This window comes from Paenibacillus sp. FSL H7-0690 (genome assembly GCF_037980415.1).
GTDB lineage: Bacteria > Bacillota > Bacilli > Paenibacillales > Paenibacillaceae > Paenibacillus_AQ > Paenibacillus_AQ odorifer.
Genome location: NZ_CP150281.1, coordinates 2,167,517 through 2,191,701, shown reverse-complemented (window position 1 = coordinate 2,191,701; position 24,185 = coordinate 2,167,517). Strand labels below are relative to the sequence as shown.

Here is a 24,185-nt window from a genome sequence, read left to right as displayed (position 1 = left end):
TAGAAGCTTATTCCTACATACAAAACATATATTAAATCTTGCCTTGATTCTCACATTTATTTACGAGTTATTACTTCTTAAAAGGATCAGATTAGTATCCACATATTCTTTGTCTCTTTTAAAACTAATGAGTTCCTTTGTCAATTTTTATGGAATTAACTTTACTATTCTACCGTTCTTCTTGTCTGAAGGAGATTATTAAAAGTATTAGCTGACGCCTGATCGGCAGTTCGGAGCGCATGTCCATAAATATTCATCGTAGTTCTAATATCCGCGTGACCAAGACGACTGGCAATTAATTTTGCATGAACACCTTGATTTATAAGTAAGGTAGCTGATGTATGACGTAAATCATGAAACCGAATCCTTCTAATACTGGTACGTTCAGTGAAACGAGAAAACCATTTACCGGGTGCAGTATGAAAAAAGGGTTTGCCAAATTCAGAGAAGAAAACAAATAATCTTTCGCCTGCTCCCCAACCCGAACCGAAGTTATTTCTGTATTCTTCAGCAAACAGATAATATTCTTTCAATTCAGGCAGAAGCGAGTCTGGAATTGATACTTTCCGTTTAGAGTTTTTTGTTTTTGGTTCTTTTATGATGGTCTTGCCTTGGCTATAGCTCAAAGACTGAACAACATCTATGGTGCATTGAACCAAATCAACATTTTTCCATTCTAACGCTAACAATTCACCCCGCCGAAGTCCTGTTGTCAATGCTAATGTAATCAGTATACGCCAATGGATTGGCTCTTTTTCGAGCATTTTAAAGAGAAGTTCAGCTTCTTGTTCATTGTATACTTCTACTTCTCGTTCCTTCACTTTAGGTCTTTTTACAGCAGCTACTGGATTATTATTTATAATTCTCCATTCGACAGCTCTTTCGAAAATATCTTTAAGGATTCGATGAATGAAACGAATTGAAGTTGATGAAAGTCCTCCTGGCTTACTATCTTTACGAGCACCATCATGTGATAGGTCATCAAGAAAATTTAATATCTGAATGGGTTTAATATCAGAAATTCGCCGCATATCAAAATAAGGAACGATATGGTTTTTCAACATGTGATTATAAGTCTCCATGGTTTTCAACTCAAGATGTTTATTCCCATATTTTTCTCTCCACTCTTCTAGGAATGAAGAAAAGGTCATCTTTTCAGGAGCTATATATTCACCAGTTTCAACTTCAGTTTGGAACTTGACTAGTTCTTTTTCAGCCTCTCTAATGCCATTAGCTTTTATTGATTTCGACCGTTTAATTCTTTTGCCACGTGCATCATATCCCGCTTCGACAACAAGCCTAAATGAATTTTTACCCCGCTTTTCAATACTGGCCACTTACCTGCTCCCTCTTAGAGAAATGTATTATTCATCCTCTCCAATTGAAACAGTGTTAAACAGCCAATTAAATATTTCGTCCCCAATTCGTCCCCAACACATTTTTTTACAATCAACTTACTAACAATTGGAGTAACGATAAAAGTCAACTTTAAGGGCATTTCTGCCGTTTTAGTTGGCTTTTATCCACTTCACGTTATTAATTCATTAATTGATTCTTAATCATCCGAAACTGATCAAAAATCGCATAAAACAGCAAAAAAACGGCATTTCTGCCGTTTCTTTAGTATGGACTCTCAGGGGCTCGAACCCTGGACAAATAGATTAAGAGTCTACTGCTCTACCAACTGAGCTAAGAGTCCATATGATGTTTGGTGGAGCCAAGGGGGATCGAACCCCTGACCTCATCGCTGCCAGCGATGCGCTCTCCCAGCTGAGCTATGGCCCCAAACTGAAATTTCAGATGTATGTAATCACACATTTTTTAATTTTAGTTTGGTCGTAATTGAGTTGTTCCGATAAACTCAAGCGTCGTAGGCGACTTCTATATAATATAAAAAATCGCCCTCTATGTCAACACTTTTTTTAAAATTCATTTTTCCACTCAAATTCCCCGCTCAAAACTCAGAGGAAACAAACCAGTACAAGCACTCCTAACAGACCCTAGGATTGACTGTAACGCCCTAACTGGACAAAACCCTATAATCCCTCTAATTCTCCTGTACTCTTGGACAGCAGCCCTTTGAGTTCCTTCATGAACATATTAATATCCTTGAACTGGCGATATACGGACGCAAAACGAACGTAAGCCACTTCATCTACTGGGTAGAGCTGCTCCATCACGAATTCACCAATCTGTTGGCTTTCCACTTCCGCAACGGCGATGCCGCGCAGAGATTTCTCAACCTCGGACACGATCTTTTCTAGACGTTCCACAGAAACCGGCCGTTTCTCACAAGCACGGATGAGACCGCGGAGTATTTTATCACGACTGAATTCCTCACGGCTGCCGTCTTTTTTAATTACAATGAGTGGCGTTTCTTCAATCATTTCAAAAGTAGTGAAACGTTTGCTGCAACGCTCACATTCACGCCTACGACGGATTGACTTATTTTCATTCGCTGGTCGCGAGTCCAGCACTTTAGTATTTGTGTGATCACAGTAAGGGCATTTCATAAGCTTCATCACTTCCTATTACATAATGGTATGGGTCCCGGCACGTTATAAATCCGGCTTTTGAACGGCTTTTTTATTATTTCCAGAAATCACCGTTTTTTTCTTGTAATGATAATGGCAAGTCCGGCACATAATACAGTTACCAACAGAGGAGGTGAACAGCAATGAGCCAAAGCAACAACTCCAATAACCTTGTAGCTCCAAATTCCCGCGGTGCCTTGGAACAACTTAAATACGAAGTTGCCCAAGAACTAGGAATCACGCTTTCCCCAGATGGTTACCAAGGCAATAAAACTTCTTATGAAAATGGTTCGATCGGTGGTTACATCACTAAACGTCTTGTAACCCTGGCAGAACAACAACTGGCAGGTCAATACAAATAACCTGACCAACATAAGCTTTTTGAAGAAGTATTAAACGACCTACAGGTCGTTTAATACTTCTTTTTATACATAACACGGTAGAAATTAAAATTCTTTGTAAATGTCCGTGTACTGATCATAGTAATAATTAACGCGCTGTACATAATGCCTGGTTTCACCAATGGGAATATCTTTGATGGTTGCATCTGTCCCATCCCAGACCCCTTCGTCCAACCAGCGTTGAACTTTTCCGGGCCCAGCATTATAGGCTGCGATAATTGCTGTACGTTTACCTTCGAACTGACGGGATAAAGTTGAAAGATACCATGTACCCAGTTCAATATTAGCCGAAGGCTCATGCTTGAGTTCTTCCATAGATACGTTTGGAAGCTTGGCCTTTTCCAGCGCCCACTTAGCGGTATCCGGCATAAGCTGCATCAGCCCTAGTGCGCCTTTTTTGGATTCTCGTCCAGTTTTGAAGTTCGTTTCTACACGAATAATCGCGGTTACAAGAAACGGGTCTATCTCATAAGTGATGCTGTGCTTGCGAATCTCATCTTTAAAATGGATGGGATAAAACCACGACATCCAGTTAGTACTCAGAAACAATATTGCCGTAAAACCCACAAATAGCAGAAGCAGTACTCTTTTTTTACGTAGCCATTTCATGATAAACCCAGCCTGTCCCAAAACACAGCAACCTGTTGCTCAGTGTACGCAAGATCGCCACTGTTGTCGATGATGTAGTCCGCTTTATTACGTTTCTGCTCAATATCCATCTGTGCATTCAATCGCGCTTCTGCTTCTTCTAAAGAGAGCCTATTACGTTCCATTAATCGAGCAATTTGCATTTCACGGGGAACGTAGACTACTACAATCTCATGGAACAGGGTCTCAAGCCCTGATTCAAAAAGAAGCGGAATATCCACAATAATAAGCCGCTTCGGCTCTTCCTGCTCCATGCTGTACATACGGTCTTTGATTTCCTGCCGGATAGCAGGATGCGTCAAATTGTTCAAGGTTTGCAGGGCCACAGGATCTTGAAAGACGATTTCACCTAATTTGGCCCTATTCAGTGTTCCATCCGGAAAAAGGATCTCTTTTCCGAATTGCTTAGCAGCAGCAGCCAACACTTCATGCCCGGGAAGCATAACTTCTCTGGCGATCACATCGGCATCAACCAGCCTCGCTCCCTTGTTCACAAGCAGTGCAGACACTGTGCTTTTTCCGGATGCGATTCCTCCGGTTAAGCCTATAATCATGTACTCACCTCATAATAGCTTCAGTATTCCCATTGCAATTAATAATAACGCTGGTAATGCGGCAGCATGCTTCATCCAGTAGTTCCCGGCAAATCTAAGTCCAGTCTTCATACCCAGCAATAGAAATGTACCACTAAACAAAGCTATTGTAAGTGATGTCCATATCGGATTGAATCCAAGCAGCGCTGCGCCAAGTCCAGCCCCAAAAGCATCCAGAGAGAGCGCAATCCCCAGTATCATCGCTTCCATCGAAGAGATGCTTCCTGAGGCATCCATATCCGCAGAAGACGGGGTACGCAAGATCTGCACTACAATCCCCAAACGGCGAAGCTCAAGCGAAAAAACAGCTGATTTCAACGGTTCATCATTCATAACAGGTTCTGTACCCGCTTCAGAATCAGCAGCTACCTCTGCCCAAGCCTGCCCGGAAAATGAGACCTTATCTACCGTTTCAGCTTTACGTCCGCCATCTGCATCTTTCTCTTTCTGCATCAGCATCTGAACAAGCGACCAGCATCCCATTAGCACAAGTATAACTGCACCAACTATAGAAGCTGCATTCGGAGACACTACCTTGGCAAGCAAAACCCCAACCTGCATCGATACACAGATAACTACCCCCGAACAGAGCGAGATAATCAGAACGGAGAGCAATGGTATTTTCATTTTACGCAGCCCATATGTAATTCCTACACCAAAACCATCTAAACTCAAGGCAAACGCTAGCAATAGCAGTGAAAATAATGGGCTGAGCACCCGCAATCCCTCCTGTGAAGAACCGGAAAACTGAAATTTTATCGTTTCAGCTTCCGTTCTCTATTAAGCATTCTTCACACAGTATATGGGCGGGACAAGTAGTGGGTGCCAACCTTATTATTTCAACAAATTCAGTGAACAGTCGGACGCTGGCAATTTGGACAATAATGCGTGCCACGACCGCCTACAACCGTCTTCTCAATCATCGTTCCGCAGTTACTACACGGCTGATCCTTACGACCGTAAATCAATAGCTGCTGCTGATACGTACCGCTCTCACCTTGGCCATTAACATATGACTTAACAGATGAACCTCCGGCGTTAACCGCTTCGGCCAGCGTGCTTACAATAGCATGATGCAGCTTGTCCAATTGATTGTCCGTGAGCGCTTTGGCGCTGTCTTCAGGATGGATACCCGCACGGTGCAACGACTCATCTACATAAATATTGCCGATGCCGACGATATATTCCTGATTAAGCAGCAGCGATTTAATTTTGGTGCTTTTACCGGACACGATCTGCTTAAACCTCTCCGGTGTAAAAGAAGGCTCCAGCGGCTCCTGCCCCAGCTTATTTAAAGGCGGCAGCTGAAGATCTTCTCCCATCTGAAAAAGATGCATCGTCCCGAACTGGCGAACATCCGTATAACGCAGCTCAGTTCCATCCGTAAAATGAAAAATCACATGTGTATGCTTGTCCAGTGGGTCATCATTTGAAAAAAGTCCGTAACGGCCTTCCATCCGTAAATGTGACACAAGCACCAGACCATCCAGCACAATACGTAAAAACTTTCCTCTTCGTTCAACTTTTACAATGCTATGACCTGCCAGCAGGTGGGCAAAAGCCTGAATATCATCCGGACGCCGAATAATCCGCGCCAACCGGACGGTTACATTCTCTATCTGCTTTCCATTAACTAACTCATTAAGTGTTCTCTTGACTGTCTCTACTTCCGGTAATTCCGGCATGATGTCTTCACCTCAACTACATTATAGCTGATATGCACACCTTAAAGGGAGTCTATTTCGCCTCGTACCAGTTACTTCCAAAGCTGACCTCTGCCTTAAGCGGCACAGATAACTTTAGGGCTCCACCCATTACTTCCGGCAAAAGCGTCTTCATAAGCTCCATTTCATCCTCTGGCACCTCGAATACAAGCTCATCGTGTACTTGAAGCAGCATACGGCTCTTAAGCCCACGATCAAATAATGCCTTGTCCATATGCACCATCGCCAGCTTGATTATATCCGCTGCTGTTCCCTGTATAGGTGTATTCATTGCTGTCCGCTCCGCAAAAGAGCGCAGATTAAAGTTCTTCGCATTAATCTCCGGCAGATAACGGCGACGTTCGAGCAATGTGGTCACATAACCATACTTTCGTGCCTCCACTACAATATCGTCCATATAGCGGCGCACACCCTGATAAACCTCAAAATACTGTTCAATAAATTGCGCGGCTTCCTTACGCGGAATATTCAGATTCTGCGAGAGACCGTAATCACTGATCCCGTAGACGATCCCAAAGTTAACGGCTTTTGCGGCACGGCGCATATTACTGTCCACCTGTTCTGCGGTCACACCGAACACATCCATCGCTGTCTTCGTGTGAATATCCATATCATGCAGAAAGGCTTCCTTCATCCGCTCATCGCCGGAAATATGTGCCAGCACACGCAGTTCGATCTGCGAATAGTCGGCTGCTAAGATGGACCAGCCCGGTTCGGACGGAACGAATACCTTGCGGATTTTGCGTCCTTCCTCTAGACGAATCGGGATATTTTGCAAGTTCGGGAATTGGCTGCTAAGCCGTCCTGTAGCGGCAATTGTCTGCCGATAGAATGTATGCACCTTCCCTGTGTTCGGGGAAATTTCTTTAAGCAGCCCCTCTACGTAGGTAGATTGCAGCTTTGCAATTGTGCGATATTGCAGAATCAAACGCACCACATCGTGGTATGGCGCCAGTTTCTCAAGCACTTCGGCATCCGTGGAATAACCCGTCTTCGTCTTCTTGACGACAGGCAGACCTAGCTTTACAAACAAGATTTCACCCAGCTGCTTTGGTGAGTTCAAATTAAACTCAGTGCCACAAATCTCGTATATTTCACTGACCAATTTGGAAATTTGCGCCTCGAATTCTTTTCCAAGCTCTTTAAGATCACCAGCATTGACTGCAATCCCCTGTTTCTCCATATCCGCCAAAATCCGTGACAAAGGCATTTCCAGATCCTCGAATAGCCCTGTCATTGCGGTCTCCACCAGCTCCTGCTGTTGCTTCTGTGCGATTCCAAGAACCGTTGCACTCTTTCGTGCAACGTGATTTCCTAAAACTTCAAGCTCAGGGATTTTGTATTTGGCACCTTTACCAAATACCTCTTCATCAGGAGAGAGCCGCGGCAAGCCGTATTTAGCAGTGAGATCATTTAGATTCTGATTAGCCTCCGTAGGATCAAGCAAATAAGCCGCCAGCTGCACATCATGGGCTGCACCTGCAAAAGCAATTCCCTGCCAGTGTAGAGCCAAATCAGCGCGGTGAAGATCATATCCACTTTTCGAAGCCTTTTCATCTCCTAGCCAATCACGCAGCTTCGCAGCGGCCGGTTTATGCAGTAATTCAAACGGCACATAGTAATGCCGCTCCAGAGAGGACAATCCTATTCCGATTACCTCGGCACGATGCGGATTATCTCCATACGATTCCACATGCAGCGCCGAAATACCAGCCAGGACTTCACTGAGCCCCTTAAGTTCTTCTTCACTTACGATCGTAATATCAAGTGCCGCAGCTTCTACTTCAGCAGTACTCTCCTCACCCTCGGCAACAGGAGCATAGGCACTAAGTGACAAACGTTCCAACAATGATTTAAATTCCAGCTTGGCAAGCGCTGGTCCGGCTGTATCTGCTGAAATTCCATTGAAGACCATGTCTTCCCACGAATGCTCAAGCGGTACTTCGCGATAGATGGTCGCTAATTTTTTACTCATCACCGCATCTTCCGCATGGGTTTCCAGTTTCTCTTTCATTTTACCCTTTAGCTCACCGGTTCCAGCTAAGACACCTTCCACTGATCCAAATTGATGCAGCAGCTTCAAAGCTGTCTTCTCACCTACGCCGGGTACTCCCGGGATGTTATCACTTGCATCGCCCATCAGCCCTTTAAGATCAATGATCTGCTCAGGGGTTAGGTCATATTTCTCCCGGATTTGTTCCGGCCCATAAAGCTCAACTTCGGTGACCCCTTTGCGGATTAAGGCAACGGTCGTATGTTCAGAAGCCAGCTGCAACATATCCTTGTCTCCCGACACGATCATAACCTGCCGTCCCGCTTCATCCGCCTGGCGTGAAATGGTGCCAATAATATCATCAGCCTCAAAATTGCCAATTTCAAACTGCGGTACACCTAAATTAGTCAGCAATTCCTTCAACAAAGGAAACTGCTCGGAGAGTTCCGGCGGTGTTTTTTGCCGGCCGCCCTTATAATCTTGATAACCTTCATGCCGAAAAGTAACTTTCCCTGCATCGAAAGCGACAATCATATGTGTCGGTTTATGTTCTTCGATTAAACGAAGCAGCATCGTTGTAAATCCGTACACCGCATTTGTCTGTTGCCCTGCTGTATTCGTCAGCGGGGGCATCGCAAAAAAAGCACGGTAAATAATATTGTTTCCATCTATAAGTATCAACTTGTCCATAGTGCACCTCGCCTTTTTCATGCTTACTCCTTACATCTTACCATATGCCCTGTACAAGTAGAAACGGCTTTACCAACCTAAACAGTGGGATAAGCTGATATGTTAAGGATATACAACAAGTAGCCGCCCTTTTAAAAGGGCGGCTACTTAGTTTAACTAAAGATATAACAAAAGCTGTGTAAGTGCAAATTACTGATTCAAATCCGGACGGCTGCCTGTGACCAGATAAACAACACTCTCACCAATGTTAGTCGCATGATCGGCAATCCGTTCAATATAACGGCCTACCAGCGTTAATAACATAGCTTGGGATACAGAATCCGGTTTTGCCACCATATAACTATATAGCTCATTGATCATCGAACCATATAATTGATCGACCTGATCATCATCTTGTGCCATTCTATAAGCCAGATCCGTGTTCTCATCCAGATAAGACTGGATAGCCTCATCAATCATGGTCGTCACAATTTCCGCCATACGTGGAATGTCTACAAGCGGCTTGATCAGCTGCTGTCCATGGATGCGCATAGTTGCTTTCGCAACATCAATAGCCAAGTCACCCATACGTTCCAAATCGCTAGATATTTTGAAAGCAACGATAATGCGGCGCAAATCTTTTGCTACAGGCTGCTGTGTAATAATTAGCCGTGAGCCAATTTCCATGATTTTATCTTCCATGGCATTCAGCTGCAAATCTGCTTTAATGATTTCCTGAGCGCGCACAGTATCAAGATTCTGTAAAGCAACAATTGCTCCACCAAGAGCATCTATTACATGTTCACCCATCTGCTGCAGCAGACTGCGCAGCTCTTCCAAATCTTTATCAAATTCTTTTCTGCGAATCATAGTAAGAGCGATCCTCCTCATTAATGTATGGTCAGCTTGCCATTTCCAAGGACGAGCGCCCTTGTAGCCCGTATCAGCCGAAACGTCCAGAAATATAATCTTCGGTGCGGGAATCCTTAGGAGTAGAGAACAACACCTCTGTATCCGCCGCCTCTACAATTACACCATTCAAGAAAAACACGGTTCGACCAGATACACGTGCCGCCTGATGCATGTTATGAGTAACCATAACGATTGTATACTTACTTCTTAATTCCTGTACAAGCTCCTCTATCTTGAGCGTAGACACAGGATCAAGTGCAGACGTTGCCTCATCCATGAGCAGAATATCCGGCTGTACTGCCAAAGCTCGGGCGATACACAGCCGTTGCTGCTGTCCGCCGGACAAGCTAAGGGCAGATTTTTTCAGAAAATCTTTAACTTCCTCCCACAGCGCGGAATGACGCAGACTTTGCTCTACAATCTCATCCAGTTCGCTCTTTGAACGAATACCGTGCAGGCGAGGACCATAAGCTACATTGTCGTAAATCGACTTTGGAAAAGGATTTGGCTGTTGGAATACCATGCCCACCTGCTTACGCAGGCTTTCTACCTCTACCTCGTCACTATAAATATTTTTGCCGCCGATGTTTACAGTTCCTTCAATACGTGTACCAGGAATCATATCATTCATACGATTCAGCGTGCGCAACAGAGTGGATTTTCCGCAACCGGAAGGTCCAATAAAAGCAGTAACCTGTTTCTCCGGAATTTGCAGATTCACATTCTTCAGTGCGTGAAATGACTCATAGTAGAGATCAAGTTTCTCTATGTCAATGATGGATTTCATTAGTATTTACGTCTCCTTCTCATCATCTTCGTTCTCCATAATAAGCTTTTAATGTAAATACAGTTGGAGAGAAATGTTAACGCAATGTAAAATTGGTGAAGATGAATTAGTCCACGTGATAGTATTCCCTACAATTCGGCGTGTAATCTCACCTGAATCTTGTTTATGAACGGGATAAAGAAGAAAACTCCAGTCATGCTAAATGACCGGAGCTCTCTTTTTGTTAACAACTAATTTATAACCTACACCTCGAATGGAATCGATATGGACGGATTCTGGATCTAGCTCAAGCTTTTTACGAAGTGAACTTACGTGCACATCAACGGTGCGCTGTCCACCAATATAATCAAAGCCCCATACAGCGTTCATAAGATCATCTCTTGTCAGCACTACCCCTGGTTTACGAGCCAAATATAACAATACCTCGAACTCTTTCGGTCGCAGGTTAATGCTATGTCCACCTAAGGAAACTTCATACCGCTCAGGATAGATTTCTAGTTGTCCCAGAATGATCGTAGAAGCAGATATAGGTGTCTCTTGCGGAGCCTCCTCAGCAAGACCGGAAATCCGCCGCAATACAGCGCTCACTCTTGCAAGCAATTCGGATACCCCAAAAGGTTTGGTTATATAATCATCAGCACCGGATTTCAGCCCTCTAACCACATCTTCTTCAGCATTTTTAGCAGTCAATACGATAATAGGTGTGCGGATACCTTGTCCACGCAATTTATCAAGGATGTCAATGCCATTCATTCCTGGCAGCATCAGATCCAATACGATCAAGTCAAAAGGTTCCCTCGTCGCACGATCATATCCTGCCGTTCCATGATCCTCTACCGTCACCTCGTAACCTTCCTGCGTTAAGTTATAGGACAGCAGCCGGGCTAGTGTCGGTTCGTCTTCAATGACAAGCAATCGTTGAGCCATAGGTTCCCCCGTCTTCCATATAGTTTGATTTTTACAAAACAGCAACAAAACCATCATATCACCGTAATGTTAACTTAGTGTAAAATTAAAAAAGTGAATTTACAAAAATCTAATCGGTCTTTTCTTCCTGCAGCAAAGGCAATTCAATCACAAAGGAACTGCCGATTCCCAGATCACTTTCAACTGAAATCACTCCATGGTGCATATCTACCAAATGCTTTACAATAGACAGCCCCAATCCCGTTCCGCCGGAGCTTCTGGATCTTGCCTTATCCACCCGGTAAAAACGTTCAAAAATACGCGGAAGATCTTTTTTAGGAATCCCCATACCTGTATCGCTAACAGTAAATTGAACATTTTCGGAGCCGTCTGGTTTCAGTAGACTCTTAACGTAGACCTTTACGTTTCCGCCTTCATGTGTGTAATTAATCGCATTAGAGAACAGATTCATAAAGATTTGACGCAGCTTATCCTCATCCGCCTCAATGAATAGCTCCTCAGGAACCTCTACATTAAGACTAATGTTTTTCTTCTCAGCGACTTTACTGATGGTTCCCAGCACGGAATCAAAGAATTCAATGATATGAACCGGTGAGCAATCGAGCTGCACCCGTTTAGATTCGATTTTAGATAATTCCAGAATATCTCCAATCAAGCGATTTAAACGCTCGTTCTCATCATAAATAATTTGCAGGAAGGATCTCGCCGTCTTCTCATCTTTAACTCCGCCACCCAGTAAGGTCTCGGCAAACCCTTTGACCGCTGCAACCGGAGTCTTGAGTTCATGCGATACATTAGCTACAAATTCACTACGCATCCGCTCCAAACGGCGAATTTCCGTAACCTCTTGCAATAGGAAAAGCATACCTCTGTACGTACCATCCTGGATCATCGGAACCGCGTCCATCCGTACAATTCGCTCTCTTGGGTTATAAATACTTCGTTCTTCATGAATCGGCTCCCGGCTTAACACCCCTTCTTCAAGCAGACGGGTTAGCTCATAATGCCGTTTTAACTCTTTGTACGAATGACCCGCCATTTCACCGTTACTGACATCAAGCATTCGCTCTGAAGCCCGATTAAGCAGCGCAATCTCTTCTTCCGCATTGATCATTATGATGCCGCCAGTCATATTATCCAGCACGCTTTGCAGCAGATCCTCATTATCACGAATCGTCTTAAGCTGGTCTTGAAGACTGTCTGCCATCGCATTAATCGCTGTAGCCAGCTGTCCAACTTCATCTTTACGCTTCAAATGAACTCTGGCATCATAATCCAGATCGGTAATCCGCCGGGCGACTCTTGTGATTTGCTCCAGCGGGGAAGTCATGCTTGAAGCTACTTTATAGCTCACAATAGTTGCTGACAAGAACAAGATAATTAGACCTGCAGCCATGATCATCCAAGCATGCTTAAGACCTTGCGTTACAGCATCAAGTCCCATTGAGACCCGAATATAGCCGTCAAATCCCTGATCAGAAGTTACCTTTCCAGCCACATATAACATCTCATGCTTTAGAGTTTCGCTGTAACGGATTGCCCGTCCAGTTCCCTCTTTCGCAGCCCCTATCTCTTCTTCACGATTGGAGTGGTTGTCCATTTCCAAGGGGTTTTTCTCAGAATCGCCAATTACTTTACCCGACTTTGTAATAAACGTTATCCGAGAATCTAAAAGTTTAGAAATATGCTCCGCCTGTTCAGTGTAATACGGGATCGCATTTGAAGAATTCATATCTACAAATTCCAGTGTTCCTGAGAGCAAACTTATTTCCCGGGACATATTCTCTTCCAGAGCAGTTATATGGGAGCTCTTAAACAGATGAGCCATCGTAAATCCAGTACCAATCATGGAAATACCGATTAAGGCCATAAGTATAAACGTAAGACGAGCGCGAAACGGTTTCATCTGAAATTTGCCTCTCCCTTTATCATTGTATCTTTTATCCTAACTTCATTTTCTTCAAAATACCAGTACGACTATGACCGTGACATAAGCCCCCAGAGTAGATTATATAAAAATAACAGCCCGAGTTGATTAACTCTGGACTGTTACTTTGTATTACTTTTGTAAAAACACATGAGTTTATTCTGTACGGGTGGCAAGAAACCACTGATTACCCTGACGGTCTCTAACCCCTGCTCCTCTTTCTCCATAGGATTTATCCAGTGGTTCTTCAATAATAGAAGCCCCGGCATCCAGGCACTTGCGGTAGGTCTCATCAACATTTCTTACATAAAGATGAATGGCAAGCTGTACCGGTGAATACTTTTCATTCGCTTCGGAAATCTCAATGATGGAATCACCGATTCTGACCTCGGCATGCCTAATCCTTCCCTCATCATTTCGCAGCATATCAATAATTTTGGCATCAAAGCAGTGCACAACAAAATCTATCAATTGGTCTGCATCTTCCGCAATAAAATACGGCGTAACGTTAAGAAACCCATTTCTAATATAATGTGGTGCCATTCGTTGTCCTCCTTTAGACAGGTAAAAACGCCTTCGGCGTTCCTTAAGGATCATTTATAGTCTGGACATATAAATCCTTATAATTTGATTAAAACCCATGGAAAAGCCATTCAGAGAATCTGCCCTCCTCATGACTTATCCACCGGTTGTAACCCCATTTATTTAAACACTGGCTCCTTGAATTGAGTCAATTTAGCTGCAGAATCTTTTTCCACATCCGCATGCAGACTGTTGCCGTGAGCATCCATCGTCACAATCGCTGCAAAACCCTCCACATCGAGATGCCACATCGCCTCAGGAATACCAAATTCCATAAAATCAACAGCGTTGACCTTCTTAATGCACTCTGCATAATACTGGGCGGCTCCACCAATCGCATTGAGGTATACCCCGCCGTGCTCCTGTAACGCTTTTAACGTTTTTGGACCCATACCACCTTTTCCGATGACTGCACGGATTCCAAATTTTTTGATAATATCGCCTTGATAAGGCTCTTCACGAATGCTCGTAGTTGGGCCCGCAGCTTTTACATGCCAGCCTTCCTCATCTTTCATCATCACAGGACCACAATGATAAATCACAGCCCCTTCCAGATCTACCGGAGACTCATGATCCATTAAATATTTGTGCAAAGCATCACGGCCTGTATGCATTTCACCGGATAAAATAACCACGTCTCCAACACGCAGACTACGGATATCCTCTTCACTTACCGGCGTTGTAAGACGTACTTCCCGCGATTCAGAGGCTGGGCTGTTAGCTCCCTCAGCAATTACTGCTTCAGATTCATGTGCCCCTTCATCATCTACAGATATCCCTGTACCACTCTCATACAACCAATCCTCTATATTGCCTGTGGATGGATCAACCAGCACCCCTTGGCGGCGGAAGGCCCAACAGTTATAAGCAACGGATACGAAAAAGCTAGCTGGCAGACGATTCATTACGCCAACCTTACAGCCCAGCAGCGATACTTCACCACCAAAGCCCATCGTGCCAATTCCAAGCTTGTTAGCATTCTCCATAATATAGTCTTCCAGCTTACTAAGGTCTTCTATTGGATTAACATCCTCCACTTTGCGGAACAGCTGCTTCTTAGCCAGCTCGTAGCCAGTCGTACGGTCACCGCCGATACCCACGCCAATAAAACCGGCACTGCAGCCTTGTCCCTGCGCCTGATATACCGCGTGTAAAATACATTTACGGATTCCGTCCAGATCCCGACCCGCTTTCCCGAGTCCTTCTAATTCTGCCGGGAGACTGTATTGAATATTTTTATTCTCGCAGCCTCCACCCTTCAGAATAAGTCTAACGTCTATTTTATCCTCTTCCCATTGTTCGAAATGAATGACTGGTGTGCCTGCACCCAAGTTATCTCCGCTATTCTCACCTGTTAATGAATCTACAGAATTGGGACGAAGTTTACCATTCTTGGTCGCTCGTACAATGGCATTATGAATATCTTTTTTCATCTCAATCTGATTGATTCCCACAGGGGTGTGAATGATAAATGTAGGCATTCCCGTATCCTGACAGATCGGAGACACTTGCTGCTCAGCCATTCCGATATTTTGCGCAATCGTGGTTAAAGCAAGACCGGACCGGGTCGCCCTGTCTTCCAGCGCGCGACCTTTTGCAACTGCCCGGCGTACATCTCCCGGCAAATTCGTGGAAGTTTCTACGATAAGGTTATAAATACTGTCTTCAAAATGCTGCATCTTCATTCAAGCTCCTCTCGGCAGTTCCAGGTTATCTAAAGTTTGATACAATTAGTATAATAATATCATACCTAGCACCGCATGAAAGGGGTTACTTTAAAATTGAGCTACCATTTTTCTGCCTATCTATATCGTCTTCAGTATATTCAGCGCTGGAGCTTGATGCGCAGCACCGCACCAGAGAACGTCGCTGAGCATTCTTTTCATGTTGCATTGCTCACACATATGCTCTGTTCCATCGGTAATGTTCATTTTGGACGTTCACTAAACGCAGAACGAGCAGCAACCCTAGCTCTGTTCCATGATGCCAGCGAAGTGTTCACAGGTGACATCGCCACGCCGGTAAAATACAACAATCCTCGCTTGCTCACCAGCTTCCGCGAAATGGAGAAAGTTGCGGCTGATCGCTTAACTGGAATGATTCCATCAGAGCTGAAAAGCATCTACACTCAGCTTATACGACCGGAAGACAGCCCTCCCGATTCGGAGGACATTCTGCTGCACAGCTATGTGAAAGCCGCTGATCGGCTGGATGCTTATTTGAAATGCGTATGGGAAGTTGCTGCAGGAAACCGAGAATTTGCCGCCGCGAAGGAGCAGACAGCAGCAAAACTTCGTGGGCTTGACCTGCAGGAAGTGGATTATTTTCTGACTCATATGGCACCGAGTTTCGAAATGTCTCTCGATGAGCTCTCTGCCGGAAACTAAACACCCTCTATACAAAAAAAATGGACCTCCGCATGAATCTCGCAGGGGTCCATTAGTGATTAATAATTGATAATACAAGCGTTACGTTGTTGATTCGGTCAGGATATCCCAGTCTTTAAAAATGGGCTGCAAACCCTTCGTATATAGCATTTCCGTAATCTCCTGCACACTACGGCCATCGGATATTTCGAATTGCGGAGTTCCCCCTGCATTAGTGTGACCGCCCACCTCAGTAGTGACCCCGGCTGACATCTTAGTTATTCCTAGATGAATTAAATGATCGCGTAGAGAGGCAGGCTCTCGTGTAGATAAAGTAATGCCCGAACGGGGTAAAAATAACCGGTATGCCAAAATAATCTGCACTAGCGATCGGTCGGTAACATCACACTCCGGGTTAAATTCCCCTAAATAAGGCCGAAACCGCGGAGGTGACAGACTGATCTCGCAATCTGGATACCGATCCTGCAAATAGCGGGCATGCATGGCACTTTGGAATGCCTCTTGCCGCCAATCATACATCCCGAGCAACGTACCAATATTCACAGAACGAAAACCTGCCTGACAGCCGCGTTCAGGTGCATCCAGGCGATTCCGGTAGTTTCTTTTAGGCCCTTTAACATGCAGCTTTCTGTAAGTCTCCTGGTGGTACACCTCTTGGTATAGTGTTAATCCATCCACCCCTGCTTGAAGAAGCTCTTTATATTCTGCAGTTGATAGAGGATTTATCTCAATACTGACAGAGGAAAAAAATTCCCTGAGTACATCTACGCAATCCTTAATATATGAGACAGGATTCTCCCGGCGCGATTCACCAGTCAAAATGAGGATATGCCGCAGACCTGTAGCTGCAATCTTCTCAGCCTCCCTGCGGACCTCCTCCAAGGACAGCTTTTTGCGCGGAAAATCATAAATGGAGCTGAAGCTGCAGTAGGTACAATGATTCACACAAAAATCCGCAAGATACATCGGTGTGAACAGCTGCATCGAATAACCAAAATGTGCACGGGTCAGTCGCTGTGCAGCCAACGCCATCTCCTCTAGCAGCGGCGTTGCTGCCGGAGAGAGCAATGCCAGCAAATCATTTTCGTTCAGCTTGTCTTTTCCAAGCGCCCGCTTAACGTCATCCTCCCGGAACTCCTTCCACAGCTGCTCATAAGGATACTGCTCCAAGCGGGCCAGTGTGTCAAAAAAGCTCATGCTAATCTTCCCTCCTTTCGTGACCTATCAAATTCAGTTCAAAAATCCAGTCAACGGTGACGAAGCAAAAGCAACTTCTTCTACAGGACCGAGTCCTGCCAAATAAGCTTTGCGGCCAGCGGATATCGCCTCGCGGAACGCTTCCGCCATGACGAGCGGATTACGTGCCGTTGCAATAGCCGTATTAAGCAGAACAGCAGCGGCCCCCATCTCCATTGCTTCCGCCGCTTCCGAGGGCTTGCCAATCCCGGCGTCTACAATAATCGGCAAATTCACTTCTTCAATAAGAATACGCACAAGCTCCTTAGTGCGCAGGCCGCGATTCGTCCCGATCGGCGCACCAAGCGGCATCACAGCAGCAGCACCGGCATCTCTCAGACGTAAAGCAGCCGAAAGGTCCGGACTCATATATGGCAATACTACAAAACCCTCCGCTGCTAAAATCTCTGTAGCTCGTATGGTCTCCAGATTATCTGGAAGCAGGTATTTCTGATCATTGATCACTTCGATCTTGACCCAGTTCCCCAGTCCCGCAGCTCTTGCTAATCTTGCAATACGGACTGCCTCTTCCGCTGTACGCGCTCCTGAGGTATTAGGCAGAAGAGTCATGTGGCCGGGAATGTGGTTCATGATATTTTCTGCTCCACCTTGCGGGTCCACTCGGCGAAGCGCTACAGTAATCACCTGAGAACCAGAGCTTGCGATCACTTCGGGGATCAACGTATTCCGGCTATATTTTCCGGTTCCGATAAATAATCTACTGGTTAATTCGATGCCGCCAATATGTAACGGGTCATGCATGAAATTACCTCCCTTTGGTTCGTATAAATTTCTCAAAATTCTATACCGCTCCATCTCAACCCCCACCAACAAAGTGCACCAGTTCCAAACGATCATCCTCGCTCAGAGCAGTACTTTCATAATTCTCCTTACTGACAATTTCTCCATTCAGCTCAATGATCATCAGACAACCCGACCACTCAGGAAGACTGATCAAATCAGCTATAGTTTGAATACCACCAGAACACTCTGCGGATTTCCCGTTAATCAACAGCTTCATTCTGAATCACCCCCTTCGCCCATGCTGTTACCTCCAGGCTATGAATGAACCGCCTTATGAATAGCTTTGGCGGCCTCATAAGGATCATCCGCTCCGCAAATACCGGACATCACAGCAACTCCTGCCGCACCTTTCCTGATGATCTGCGCCGCATTAGCGGGGCTAATTCCGCCAATCGCAATTACAGGAATAGAGCTGGTCTTCACCGTTTCTGCAAGCAGCTCTAACCCACGTGCGGGCAGCCCTAACTTGCTATCCGAGGGAAATACATGACCAAACAAGCAATAATCAGCTCCCTGCTCTGAGGCATTTGCCGCTTCTTCCGGAGAATGAACCGATCTCCCCAGCCGAAGCTGAGGTGCAATTCGCCGGGCTGTAACCGGACTCAGACTGTGCCAAGCCAACTGAACCCCCGCGGCACCAGCTGCCAAGGCTACATCGATCCGGTCGCTGATTATCAGTTTGGTAGCGGGCATACCGGCAGCCAACAGCTCCTGTGCCGCAGCGAGCAGTTCGCATGCAGGACATTGCTTATCTCTCAGGTGAATATAATCGACCCATGTCTGCACCGTGACAGCTAGTTCAACAAAATGTCTCAGCTGTAGCTTGCCGTCTGATATTAGATGGATCTCAGCTTGCAACATCACGATCTCCTCTCTCACTTCCCTGTAGGTCAGTAAAAAACAAAAAAACTGCCCCCGTAAGGAAGGCAGTCAGAATCTGTATATAGACGGCACTACAAATAGCCCGATAACAGAAATTCGTTCTCCACTTCCCTACGCTGGTCTTAACCAGATCAGGTTCAAAGGGTCCGGAAATCCATTCCGTCTCAGCCAATCGGCACCCCTAGTGACATAAATATACAATTTTAAAATGCTAACGTGGTTTATAGTAACATATTTTTTTATTGAAATACACCCATTTATTCACATTAGCTGTTCTGATCTAACCGTTTACTACCTCGCCACCATTTACATGAATAACCTGTCCAGTCACATAACTGGAATCGTCAGAGGCCAGATATACATAGGCTGGTGCCAGCTCTTCTGGTTGTCCAGGCCGTTTCATAGGCTGTGTACCTCCAAACTCGCTAACCTGTTTTGCATCAAAGGTAGAGGGAATCAGCGGTGTCCAGATTGGACCTGGAGCAACACCGTTTACCCGTATGCCCTTCTCTGCCAGATTCGTGGACAAGGATCGTGTGAAGCTAAGAATAGCTCCTTTAGTTGATGAATAGTCCAGCAGCTGCGGGCTTCCGCGATAAGCGGTAATTGAAGTTGTATTTATAATGGTAGATCCTGCTTTTAAATGAGGCATAGCTGCTTTTGTTAAATAGAACATCGCAAATATATTCGTACGGAAAGTACGCTCAAGCTGCTCGGAAGTAATATCCTCGATCTTAGCTTGCGGATGTTGCTCTGCCGCGTTATTGATGAGAATATCAAGCTTTCCTAAGCCCTCCACCGTCTGTTTAATAAGATCTTTACAGAATTTCTCGTCACCGATATCACCTGGAATTAGGATACATTTGCGGCCTTCCTGCTCGACCTGACGTTTAGTTTCCTCTGCATCTGAGTGTTCATTAAGATATGAAATGACCACATCAGCGCCTTCTTTAGCAAAAAGCACAGCAACTGCACGCCCAATTCCGCTGTCTCCACCGGTAATTAACGCCGCCTTGTCTTGCAGTTTACCTGCTGCTTTATAATTTGCCGGCTCGTATTTGGGCAGCGGCGTCATTTCACTCTCAATCCCTGGCTGATGATACTGCTCCTGTGGGGGTAAGGTTTTTGTAGCTTGTTTATTGTTGCCTGACATCTTCCCTATCTCCTCTCGTTAAGCAAATTGATAGTTAACTGATCGTCTTAGGATGGCACAACTATGCACGTTTATACGCTGGGTTTGTCATTTTCTTAAATCGCTTTACGAATCTTACTTACCACAATGAAAGTAGATATAAACAACCGTGAGAGATATACTGCTGTAAGTGGAGAGGAATTCACTGCATACAAATAGACACAGCATCGCTGCTGTGCCTTGAATTGTTCACCCTGACTATTTTAGAGAAGAAACATGATTTTCTGCATTCACTTCATGTTCCAGCACCCACATAAAGTACAGAGCTTTGGCCGCTTTCTCCCGGGTCACTATAGCTTTAGGTTCTAGTTCTGTCCCATTGACCATTTCGCCTCTGGCAATCCCCACTTCAGATCTAATGAGTCCTAATTCATATGCACTTTTCACTTTTGAAATTAAATAAGGAGAAATGTCCGCTGTATCAACAAGCTGCGTCCAGGATACAAGAGGATAGTACATCGCACCTCTAGCTCCTGGCTCCAAATTCGAATCATAGCCAGGATCTCCTGGCACTACTGCTGTGCCGTTATAATCAGTCATGTACTTAGGTTTATTAGCAAACTTTATTTGGTAAACGTCATAGAGAATAGCACCCATCGATTCACGTGACAGCCTACCTTTCGGATAATAGGCAACATCAGATCTTTCCACTTTCATTAACTTAGAAATACTGCGTGTGAATTCAGCAACTGTCATCTCCGTATCCGGATTAAAATTCCCTTGACGGTCTTTGCCCATTACTCCCAGCTGGATTAATTTTTCAATTTGATTACGGTAATAAGCAGCTTCCCCAGTCGTCGTATCATTCGTTATTTCCGGAAAAATCTTACCCCAGTTCCCTGTTAGTGCCGCATGCTTAACGTTCCCTTTAAGGTAAGGAGTAATGGAGGCAGCAGTAGAATCGCCAGTAGCACCTTTCTCTACAAGCTCCGTGACAATCATCCGTGAAAATTGTTTGGCGAGCACTTCTTTAAAATGAGTCCCATCGACTTTCTTTGAAGGATGCCCGTTAGCGTAACTTCCGTCATTTGTTTTGCCTGGCGTTTCTCCGGCTTCAATAGACATGAAGAGGGCTGTTATTGCTTCTACACCGATCTCGTTATAATATTTCAGACTTTCCGAGTTAAGGTCAATAAGTGTAACTCCAGATTCATCTGCGACCCGTTTAAGAATATCTACAAACTTTCTTGATTTAAAAGAATTTTCATAGATATATCCCGGACTTGCATTCCCTTTAATTCTGGACATTGGGGTTACCAGTACTGGTATCATACCCCGGGCTTGAATCGCAGGGAGATAGACTTCTTTAAGGTAATTTTCATACATTGCTTCTGTCGAACCTCTGCCGTAACGTCTGAACTCATCTGCGCTCTCATCATTGTGTCCGAATTGAATAAACACATAATCCCCAATGCTGCCATTCAGTAAAATGTCGTTCAGTCGACCTTCTGTATAGGCATTTTTAAACGAGCGTCCCCCCATGGAATAGTTAGTTACACTCAATTTATGTTGATTAAACATACTGCCAATAATCTGGCCCCAACCACTCATTGGTGCTTCGTCGAAGGTGTAGGACTTGACCGTGGAATCTCCAAGTATAAATAAATTCGGAAGAGCTCCAGCCGCTCTATGCTGAGTCAAAATCGGTTCCAGTATGATCTCCTCAATCCCCACAGCTGTGTTCACTTTGTTCGGTTCGATCTCAATATCTATATGGTCACGGCCGTTTACATACGTATAAGTCCACTCTTTCCCTTTGGCTACAGCCGTATGCTTGACGGGTACAAGCTTTGCAGCGTCCCAATGTCCACTTTTCAACAAGCGGGTGGTCTGCATTCCTGATACTGACACGATCCCATCCTCTGCGTCAGAAGTCGTTTTTACATATACGTTGTAGGTTCCAGGGGGAGCATCCATTCGAAACGCCATTCCGTAGTTGTTATAATTATCTTTCTCAGATTTAGGTTCAGCAAAAAAAATAGGTTCTGTGATGAAAAAACCTGTTCCATCGGATGTAATTGAGTCGGTGTGCACTTCTCTGGCGGGTAAAGCGTTGGTCTCTTGAACAAAACCATAACCTAAAGATGAGTCATACAATTGTGCACCGCGATTAGGATCATACCTAACGGATTGATATCCTGTTTTAACTTGGTTTGTAAAATTAAACTTGTATACGCTTGCAATTTGGGTTGGAGGTTGCCTCTCTGCCCCATCTTTTAATAGGGATGCCTCTGTTTTACCGTGAGTAAGAGTCAATGAAGCCATAAGTAAAGAAGATAAGATTAGTATATTCCTACACAGCTTTCCCACTTCATTACACTTCCTTCCGTTTCTCGAAATACTTCCCTAGGTCCCTCCATTATCCCTGTTCTCTAAAGTGATTCAAATGATGATTTCATTCTTTTTTTTGACCTTTTGTAACGAAAACCATGGAATGATCAACGGCTCACACTGCAAAATGGTCATATGTATAGGTATCCTTGATATAATTAAGAACATCCCTATTGATCCTAAGGAGGAGAACTCCTATCGCTTACAAAGTCAGCTTTCCGAACATTATAAGTACACTGCAGCTGATCGGTGTTCATTATCGTGTAGCAGAACCTGGGTGGACATACCCTGATCACTATCACAAAATCTTCGAACTATTGTATTGCTACGACGGCAACTCCCATCAATATGTAGAAGGAAGTTCCATTGCCTTTGGTAAAGGAGATTGGTTAATTATTCCGCCTGGCTTACGTCATTATGTAGTTAATTCTGGCCTGAGCAACTATATCTACCTCTCTTTTCATTTCGATATTGACGATTTAAAGTTTCGTGAATGGTTTCAGTCTCAGGCTGTACAGAAATGGAATAACCAGCAAATGCAGCGTTCGGGATTAAATCACCAACTGGAACATTTGGATGAATTTATTAAGAACAATATTCTCGCCACGACGGCCTCCACTGGATTTCCCGAGGAAATTGAAGAAATGATTCTTGTAAAAGAAAGGCTTCGTTTGCAAGCGATCATCCTGATGATTTTGACTGAACTCATTGATGTACAGCTCTCGAATTCGGAGAATTCCAACACAGCGCGACAAGCAAACTCTTTGTACGAGGTGGAAACTGCTCATCAGATTGAAAAATATATTGCAGCCAATATTCATTTGCCGGAGCTCACGGTTAATTTGATTGCTGAGCAGCTTTGCTTAAGTCGGGTGCAGTGCCATAAGTTGTTTACAAAGATATATAAGATATCTCCTAGGCAGTACATAACTAACCTAAGATTAAAGAAGTCAAAACATTTGCTGCTTCATACCGATTTAAAAATACAGAGGATTTCTGAACAACTCGGGTTTGCTTCCCAGAGCCACTTCAGCCGACAATTCAAACGATGGACGGGTGTTTCTCCGTTAAATTACCGGCCGAAATCTTATACGAATCCTATCAGGGATTAACGTTTTATGAAGATAAATTACCGGAACATACGAAAAACCCGCTCTCCATTACGGAGGCGGGTATAATTCGCTATAGATTAAACTATATCGTTAAACACCATGAAGAATACCATTAGTAGCAATGACACCGTAAGCAGTGCACTAAGTGTGCGCAATTTTCCAGTCTCTGCGCTAACGTCGCGGTTCTCACGAATTCCAGCTGCTGCAAGACGCAAAGGCTTGCTCATAATACCGCCAAGTGCAAACATCGCTAGCAATAACACAACAACAATAATCATCCACGCTACTGAATAATCACCTTTGGTCATCATATAACCGCCTGTAAGGAGTTGGATCACCAATCCATACTGCGCAAAACGATTAAATCCGGTTACTGCACTTAACGTTCCTTCTTTAGCCCCAGACGACAGTTTCTCTGCACGTCCTAGGATGAAGGGTAGCACAAGGTAGAAGCCAAGTGCCAAGGTTCCGATCATATGTAAGAAAAACAACACGTTCCAATCCATAACATATCTCCTCCGTTTTAACTGTGATAATAGTTACA

23 protein-coding genes, 2 tRNA genes and 1 riboswitch are annotated in these 24,185 nt (G+C 44.5%); of the genes, 3 read left to right on the top strand and 22 right to left on the bottom strand.

The annotated features are described in order from the left end of the window. Nucleotides 1–164: 164 nt before the first annotated feature. The 4 genes from MHI32_RS09490 to nrdR form a co-directional block, all read right to left on the bottom strand. Nucleotides 165–1,337: a site-specific integrase gene (locus MHI32_RS09490; protein ID WP_340012214.1), complete on the bottom strand. Its 1,173-nt coding sequence runs from the start codon at nt 1,335–1,337 to the stop codon at nt 165–167. Nucleotides 1,338–1,626: 289 nt separating this feature from the next. Then, a tRNA-Lys gene (locus MHI32_RS09485) sits at nt 1,627–1,699 on the bottom strand. A gap of 10 nt (nt 1,700–1,709) precedes the next feature. Then, a tRNA-Ala gene (locus tag MHI32_RS09480) sits at nt 1,710–1,785 on the bottom strand. A gap of 251 nt (nt 1,786–2,036) precedes the next feature. Continuing rightward, nucleotides 2,037–2,513: a transcriptional regulator NrdR gene (nrdR, locus tag MHI32_RS09475; protein WP_036678976.1), complete on the bottom strand. Its 477-nt coding sequence runs from the start codon at nt 2,511–2,513 to the stop codon at nt 2,037–2,039. Between the two features lie 164 nt (nt 2,514–2,677). Here nrdR and MHI32_RS09470 point away from each other — a divergent pair, with 164 nt between their 5' ends. Next, complete coding sequence (locus tag MHI32_RS09470; RefSeq protein ID WP_036678974.1) at nt 2,678–2,896, top strand: alpha/beta-type small acid-soluble spore protein; 219 nt, start codon at nt 2,678–2,680, stop codon at nt 2,894–2,896. Nucleotides 2,897–2,980: 84 nt separating this feature from the next. Here MHI32_RS09470 and MHI32_RS09465 read toward each other — a convergent pair whose 3' ends face one another. The 11 genes from MHI32_RS09465 to MHI32_RS09415 form a co-directional block, all read right to left on the bottom strand. Further along, nucleotides 2,981–3,544: a lytic transglycosylase domain-containing protein gene (locus MHI32_RS09465; protein ID WP_076124928.1), complete on the bottom strand. Its 564-nt coding sequence runs from the start codon at nt 3,542–3,544 to the stop codon at nt 2,981–2,983. After that, complete coding sequence (gene coaE, locus MHI32_RS09460; RefSeq protein WP_076220141.1) at nt 3,541–4,137, bottom strand: dephospho-CoA kinase; 597 nt, start codon at nt 4,135–4,137, stop codon at nt 3,541–3,543. Before coaE ends, MHI32_RS09465 begins: the two co-directional genes overlap by 4 nt. Nucleotides 4,138–4,146: 9 nt before the next feature. Beyond that, complete coding sequence (locus MHI32_RS09455; RefSeq protein WP_340012213.1) at nt 4,147–4,893, bottom strand: manganese efflux pump; 747 nt, start codon at nt 4,891–4,893, stop codon at nt 4,147–4,149. A gap of 131 nt (nt 4,894–5,024) precedes the next feature. Beyond that, on the bottom strand, nt 5,025–5,861 hold the full coding sequence (mutM, locus tag MHI32_RS09450; RefSeq protein ID WP_340012212.1) for a DNA-formamidopyrimidine glycosylase: 837 nt from the start codon (nt 5,859–5,861) through the stop codon (nt 5,025–5,027). A 52-nt stretch (nt 5,862–5,913) separates the two neighbouring features. After that, entirely contained in the window at nt 5,914–8,583 is a 2,670-nt protein-coding gene (gene polA, locus MHI32_RS09445) for a DNA polymerase I (protein ID WP_340012211.1), read from the bottom strand. Nucleotides 8,584–8,772: 189 nt separating this feature from the next. Continuing rightward, nucleotides 8,773–9,432: a phosphate signaling complex protein PhoU gene (gene phoU, locus MHI32_RS09440; protein ID WP_036678957.1), complete on the bottom strand. Its 660-nt coding sequence runs from the start codon at nt 9,430–9,432 to the stop codon at nt 8,773–8,775. Between the two features lie 73 nt (nt 9,433–9,505). Beyond that, nucleotides 9,506–10,261 carry a phosphate ABC transporter ATP-binding protein PstB gene (gene pstB, locus MHI32_RS09435; protein ID WP_036678954.1) on the bottom strand — a complete coding sequence of 252 codons (756 nt, stop codon included), beginning with the start codon at nt 10,259–10,261 and terminating at the stop codon, nt 9,506–9,508. Nucleotides 10,262–10,459: 198 nt separating this feature from the next. After that, complete coding sequence (locus MHI32_RS09430; RefSeq protein ID WP_036678951.1) at nt 10,460–11,188, bottom strand: response regulator transcription factor; 729 nt, start codon at nt 11,186–11,188, stop codon at nt 10,460–10,462. 109 nt (nt 11,189–11,297) lie between these two features. Further along, nucleotides 11,298–13,094, bottom strand: a complete 1,797-nt coding sequence (locus tag MHI32_RS09425; protein ID WP_076124920.1) for an ATP-binding protein — start codon at nt 13,092–13,094, stop codon at nt 11,298–11,300. A gap of 177 nt (nt 13,095–13,271) precedes the next feature. Then, nucleotides 13,272–13,658 (bottom strand): VOC family protein, encoded by a 387-nt coding sequence (locus MHI32_RS09420; protein WP_076124919.1) that lies wholly within the window; start codon nt 13,656–13,658, stop codon nt 13,272–13,274. Nucleotides 13,659–13,816: 158 nt separating this feature from the next. After that, nucleotides 13,817–15,376: a fumarate hydratase gene (locus tag MHI32_RS09415; protein ID WP_076100116.1), complete on the bottom strand. Its 1,560-nt coding sequence runs from the start codon at nt 15,374–15,376 to the stop codon at nt 13,817–13,819. 102 nt (nt 15,377–15,478) lie between these two features. Here MHI32_RS09415 and yfbR point away from each other — a divergent pair, with 102 nt between their 5' ends. Next, nucleotides 15,479–16,084: a 5'-deoxynucleotidase gene (gene yfbR, locus MHI32_RS09410; RefSeq protein ID WP_139330047.1), complete on the top strand. Its 606-nt coding sequence runs from the start codon at nt 15,479–15,481 to the stop codon at nt 16,082–16,084. 81 nt (nt 16,085–16,165) lie between these two features. Here the strand turns inward: yfbR and thiH are convergent, their stop codons facing one another. The 6 genes from thiH to MHI32_RS09380 all read right to left on the bottom strand — a co-directional run bounded on the left by thiH (nt 16,166) and on the right by MHI32_RS09380 (nt 22,508). Next, a complete protein-coding gene (gene thiH / locus MHI32_RS09405; protein ID WP_076304385.1) occupies nt 16,166–17,281 on the bottom strand; it encodes a 2-iminoacetate synthase ThiH in 1,116 nt (371 codons plus the stop codon). Nucleotides 17,282–17,314: 33 nt separating this feature from the next. Further along, nucleotides 17,315–18,082: a thiazole synthase gene (locus tag MHI32_RS09400; protein WP_038569684.1), complete on the bottom strand. Its 768-nt coding sequence runs from the start codon at nt 18,080–18,082 to the stop codon at nt 17,315–17,317. Nucleotides 18,083–18,137: 55 nt separating this feature from the next. Continuing rightward, nucleotides 18,138–18,341: a sulfur carrier protein ThiS gene (gene thiS / locus MHI32_RS09395; RefSeq protein WP_340012210.1), complete on the bottom strand. Its 204-nt coding sequence runs from the start codon at nt 18,339–18,341 to the stop codon at nt 18,138–18,140. Between the two features lie 38 nt (nt 18,342–18,379). Beyond that, on the bottom strand, nt 18,380–18,985 hold the full coding sequence (locus MHI32_RS09390) for a thiamine phosphate synthase (RefSeq protein ID WP_340012209.1): 606 nt from the start codon (nt 18,983–18,985) through the stop codon (nt 18,380–18,382). Nucleotides 18,986–19,097: 112 nt separating this feature from the next. Further along, nucleotides 19,098–19,199, bottom strand: a riboswitch (TPP riboswitch). 87 nt (nt 19,200–19,286) lie between these two features. Then, on the bottom strand, nt 19,287–20,159 hold the full coding sequence (locus tag MHI32_RS09385) for an SDR family oxidoreductase (protein ID WP_340012208.1): 873 nt from the start codon (nt 20,157–20,159) through the stop codon (nt 19,287–19,289). A gap of 237 nt (nt 20,160–20,396) precedes the next feature. Then, the gene (locus MHI32_RS09380) at nt 20,397–22,508 is read right to left on the bottom strand and encodes a GDSL-type esterase/lipase family protein (RefSeq protein WP_340012207.1); all 2,112 of its coding nucleotides are present in this window, start codon (nt 22,506–22,508) and stop codon (nt 20,397–20,399) included. Nucleotides 22,509–22,702: 194 nt separating this feature from the next. On the opposite strand from MHI32_RS09380, the gene MHI32_RS09375 reads away from it, so the two are divergent. Further along, nucleotides 22,703–23,641, top strand: coding sequence for an AraC family transcriptional regulator (locus MHI32_RS09375; RefSeq protein WP_340012206.1), 939 nt, complete (start codon nt 22,703–22,705; stop codon nt 23,639–23,641). Between the two features lie 77 nt (nt 23,642–23,718). Here the strand turns inward: MHI32_RS09375 and MHI32_RS09370 are convergent, their stop codons facing one another. Beyond that, complete coding sequence (locus tag MHI32_RS09370; RefSeq protein ID WP_036678923.1) at nt 23,719–24,147, bottom strand: hypothetical protein; 429 nt, start codon at nt 24,145–24,147, stop codon at nt 23,719–23,721. Between the last annotated feature and the right edge of the window lie 38 nt (nt 24,148–24,185).